This window comes from Kineococcus haloalkalitolerans (assembly GCF_050871905.1).
Taxonomy (GTDB): Bacteria; Actinomycetota; Actinomycetes; order Actinomycetales; family Kineococcaceae; genus Kineococcus.
Genome location: NZ_JBJLSH010000093.1, coordinates 1 through 4,335, shown reverse-complemented (window position 1 = coordinate 4,335; position 4,335 = coordinate 1). Strand labels below are relative to the sequence as shown.

Below are 4,335 nucleotides of genomic sequence, written 5' to 3'. Positions count from 1 at the left end.
CACCAAGAACAGCCCCACCGTGGACTCCGCACCCCCCACCCCCCCCCCCGCGGACCACGCGCCCCCCCCCCGCCGCGGGGGGGGGGCCCCTCGACACGCCGGACCGGTCAGCGGCGGCTGAGCATCTCCGCCGCCAGGAACGCCAGCTCCAGCGACTGCTGGTGGTTCAGCCGCGGGTCGCACAGCGACTCGTAGCGGGTGGCCAGGGCCGCGTCGTCGATGTCCATCGCGCCGCCCAGGCACTCGGTGACGTCGTCACCGGTCAGCTCTACGTGCAGGCCGCCGGGAACGGTGCCCAGCGCCTCGTGGACCTCGAAGAAGCCGCGGACCTCGTCCACGACGTCGTCGAAGCGGCGGGTCTTGTAGCCGCTCGTGGAAGTGATGGTGTTGCCGTGCATCGGGTCGCACACCCACACCGGGGTGTGGCCGGCGGCGCGCACGCCCTCCACCAGGCCGGGCAGCGCGTCGCGCACCACCGAGGCGCCCATCCGCGTGATGAAGGTCAGCCGGCCCGGCTCCCGGAACGGGTCGATGCGCTCGATGAGCGCCAGGGCGTCCTCGACCGAGGTCTTCGGGCCGAGCTTGACGCCGATGGGGTTGCGGACGCGGGCGGCGAAGTCGACGTGGGCGCCGTCGAGCTGACGGGTGCGCTCGCCGATCCACACCATGTGCGCGGACACGTCGTACGGGCCGCCCTGGCGCACGTCCTCGACCGGCTCGGTGCCCGACAGCGGCGGCTCCTCGTCCAGCGTGCGGGTCAGCGGCTTCTCGTAGTCGAGCAGCAGCGCCTCGTGGCTGGAGTAGAACTGCACGGTCTTCAGGGCGTCGAAGTCCGCCCCGCAGGCGATCATGAACTTCATCGCCTTGTCGATGTCGCGCGCCAGCACCTCGTAGCGGGCGTTGGCGGCCGTGGACGCGAAGCCGCGGTTCCACTCGTGGACCTTGCGCAGGTCGGCGTACCCGCCGGTGGTGAAGGCGCGGATGAGGTTCAGCGTCGCCGAGGCCGTGTGGTACGCGCGCAGCAGGCGGCGCGGGTCCGGCGTGCGGCCCTCGGGGGTGAACGCGAAGTCGTTGACGGCGTCACCGCGGTAGGCGGGCAGCGTCACACCGTCGCGGGTCTCGCTGTCGCTGCTGCGCGGCTTGGAGAACTGCCCGGCCATCCGGCCGACCTTGATGACCGGCAGGCTCGCGCCGTAGGTGAGGACGGCGGACATCTGCAGCATCGTGCGCACGCGGCGGCGGATGCCGTCGGCCGTGGCGCCGGCGAAGGTCTCGGCGCAGTCACCGCCCTGCAGCAGGAACGCCTCGCCGCGGGCGGCGGCCGCGAGCTGGTGGCGCAGCTGGTCGGCCTCGCCGGCGAAGACGAGCGGGGGGTAGGAGGCGAGCTCGGCCTGGACCTCGGCGAGCGCGGCGGCGTCGGGCCACTGCGGCTGCTGGGCGGCGGGCAGGTCGGGCCACGACGTCGGACCGGGGGTGGTCCCGCTCGTGGCGGACGCGCCGGGGACGGTGCTCGTCACGGTGCTCACGCGCGCCAGTGTCCCACTGCCGCGACGCTGCCGTGGCCGCTGCGCGGGCAGGGCACCGGCCCGCGCGCGCACGCCCTCCGACCGGCCGCCGGTCGGCGACTCCCAGCGACCGGTCGCCACAGCGCGTCACCGGCGCGGTCTCCCGGGGTCACCAGACGACGTCGGACGTCTCCGCCCACCGCGCTTCCGGCACCGTGCGCAGCACGCCCGTCGCGTCGGCCAGCGGCACCTGCACGACGTCCGTGCCGCGCAGCGCCGCCATCGTGCCGACGTCGCCGCGGGCCAGGGCCGCCACCGCCGACAGCCCCATCCGGGTGGCCAGCACCCGGTCCGCGGCGCTCGGCGTGCCGCCGCGCAGCAGGTGCCCCAGGACGGTCAGCCGCGTCGACAGGCCCAGCACGCGGGCCTTCAGCTCCCGCTCGACCTGCTCGCCGGCGCCGCCGAGCTGCACGTGGCCGAAGGCGTCGCGCGGCAGGTCGCGCACGGCGTCCTCGCCCAGCACCCGCGCGCCCTCGCTGACCACGACGAGGGGGGCGTCGCCGCGGGCCAGCGCCGCCGCGACCGTGGCCGCCACCGCGTCGAGGTCCACCGGCACCTCCGGCAGCAGCGTCACGTGCGCGCCGGCGGCGATGCCGGTGTGCAGGGCGATCCAGCCGGCGTGCCGGCCCATGACCTCCACGACCATGGCGCGGTGGTGCGAGGCGCCCGTGGTGACGAGCCGGTCGCACGCCTCCACGGCCGTCTGCACGGCCGTCTCGAACCCGAACGTGGCGTCGGTGGCCGACAGGTCGTTGTCGATCGTCTTCGGCGCGCCCACCACGGGCACCCCGGCCTCGTGCAGCGCCGTCGCCACCCCGAGGGTGTCCTCCCCGCCCACCGCGAGCAGGCCCTCCACGCCCAGCGCCTCCAGCGAGGCCCGCACGCGCGCCACGCCCTCGGCCACCCCGTCCGCGAGCGGGTTGGTGCGGCTGGAACCCAGCACGGTGCCGCCCACCGCCAGCAGCGGCCGCACGCTCGCCTCGTCGAGGGGGACGGCGTCGCGCTCCAGGACGCCGCGCCAGCCGTCGCGGAAGCCGGTGAAGGTCATCCCGTAGCGCTGGGTGCCCGCCAGGACGGCCGCCCGCAGCACGGCGTTCAAGCCGGGGCAGTCACCCCCGCCGGTGAGGATGCCGACGCGCACGACGCCTCCCGTCCCGCCGGCCACGACGCCGGCACCCCGGCCCCCGGCACCCCGGCGGGGCACCTCGACGGACCGGACGGCGATCACTCTGCCACCGGCGGCGCGGGCGGGTCAGCCGTTCGCGGGCGTGTCCCCCGGCCGCTGCCGGCCGTCCGGCCCGCCGGGCCCGTCCGGGTCGCCGGCGGCCCCCGGCCCGCGCGGCGGCGGCCCGGGCGGCGCGGCCCGGCCGCCGGGCGCGCCCGAGGACGGCAGCGGCGGGACCTCGCGGCCGGCGTCCTCGGCGACGGCGCGCACCCGCGCCGCCCGGGCCGCGTACTCGTCGACGTACTCCTGGCGCGAGAGCCGCTGCACCGCGGCCATGACCTCGTCGGCGACGGCCCGCACGACGAGCTTGTCGTCGGCGCGGCCGGCGTAGCGGGAGAAGTCCAGCGGCTCGCCGATGACGACGCCCACGCGCCGCACCGACGGCAGCACCTTGCCGCGGGCCATGACGTGCTCGGTGCCGATCATCGCCACCGGCAGCACCGGCGCCCCCGAGCGCAGCGCGATGCGCGCCACCCCCGTGCGTCCCCGGTACAGCCGCCCGTCGGGCGAGCGGGTGCCCTCGGGGTAGATGCCGAACAGCTCGCCGCGGCGCAGCACCGCCACCGCCCCCTCGATGGCGGCCTGGGAGGCGCGGCCGCCGGAGCGGTCGACGGGCAGCTGCCCGACGCTGCGGAAGAACCCCGCGGCCAGGCGCCCCAGCGGCCCGCGGACGGTGAACATCTCCGCCTTGGCGATGAAGGTGACCCGCCGGCGCAGCACGACCGGCAGGAAGACCGGGTCGGTCGCCGACAGGTGGTTGCTCGCCAGGATCGCCGGGCCGGAGACCGGCACGTTCTCCAGGCCGCGCACCCAGGGGCGGAAGACGGCCCGCAGCACCGGCTCGGCCAGCAGGAGCTTGATCAGCCAGTAGAGCACGAGCGGTCCGGACCTCCCTGTCGCGACCCCGCCGCCCCGCCGTGCGCGGCGCGGGCGCACCGGCCAGCGGGCGTGGCCAGGACTGTAGGGCACACCAGGCTCCCCCACGGGCCGGCCCACCGGTCGCCCGCCCGCCCCGACGCCTCGACCGGTCGGCGTCGGCGTGCCACGATGGGGCGTGCCCACCAACCGCGACGACGGGTCCGGGCCCCTCGACGTCGACGCCGCCTTCGCGGAGATCGTCGCCCACTGGGGGGACGAGGACACGGGCCACGGCACCCGCTCCGGGGCGGGATCCGACGCCGGTCCCGACGCCGCCGGCGCGCCCGGCGAGGGCGAGGGCCCCGCGGCGCGGGACGGCGCCAGCGGCGAGGGGGCCGGCGAGCAGCCCCGGGCCGCGGCCGGCGAGGCCCCGGGCGCGGTGCACGACCCCTCCCCCGGTGCCCCTGATCCGGGCGCCCGCGAGGCGGCCGAGCGCGGTGCCCGCACCGTCCGTCCCGCCCGGCCCCTGCCCCCCGCCCCGCGCGAGGACGTCCCGGGCGCCGCGGGGGGGGGGGGGGGGGGGGGGGGGGGGGGGGGGGGGGGGGGGGGGGGGGGGGGGGGGGGGGGCCCGCGGGGGCGCGGGGGGGCGGGCCGCCGCGCCCCCCCCCCCGCTCCGCCCCGCAGCCG

General features: G+C 78.1%; 3 protein-coding genes. All 3 read right to left on the bottom strand.

What is annotated here, in order from left to right; all coding sequences use genetic code 11:
* Positions 1–107: 107 nt before the first annotated feature.
* Positions 108–1,517, bottom strand: coding sequence for a class II 3-deoxy-7-phosphoheptulonate synthase (locus tag ACRYMY_RS19530; protein WP_432548877.1), 1,410 nt, complete (start codon positions 1,515–1,517; stop codon positions 108–110).
* A gap of 157 nt (positions 1,518–1,674) precedes the next feature.
* Complete coding sequence (locus tag ACRYMY_RS19525) at positions 1,675–2,706, bottom strand: 6-phosphofructokinase (RefSeq protein WP_432548876.1); 1,032 nt, start codon at positions 2,704–2,706, stop codon at positions 1,675–1,677.
* 111 nt (positions 2,707–2,817) lie between these two features.
* A complete protein-coding gene (locus tag ACRYMY_RS19520) occupies positions 2,818–3,666 on the bottom strand; it encodes a lysophospholipid acyltransferase family protein (RefSeq protein WP_432548875.1) in 849 nt (282 codons plus the stop codon).
* Between the last annotated feature and the right edge of the window lie 669 nt (positions 3,667–4,335).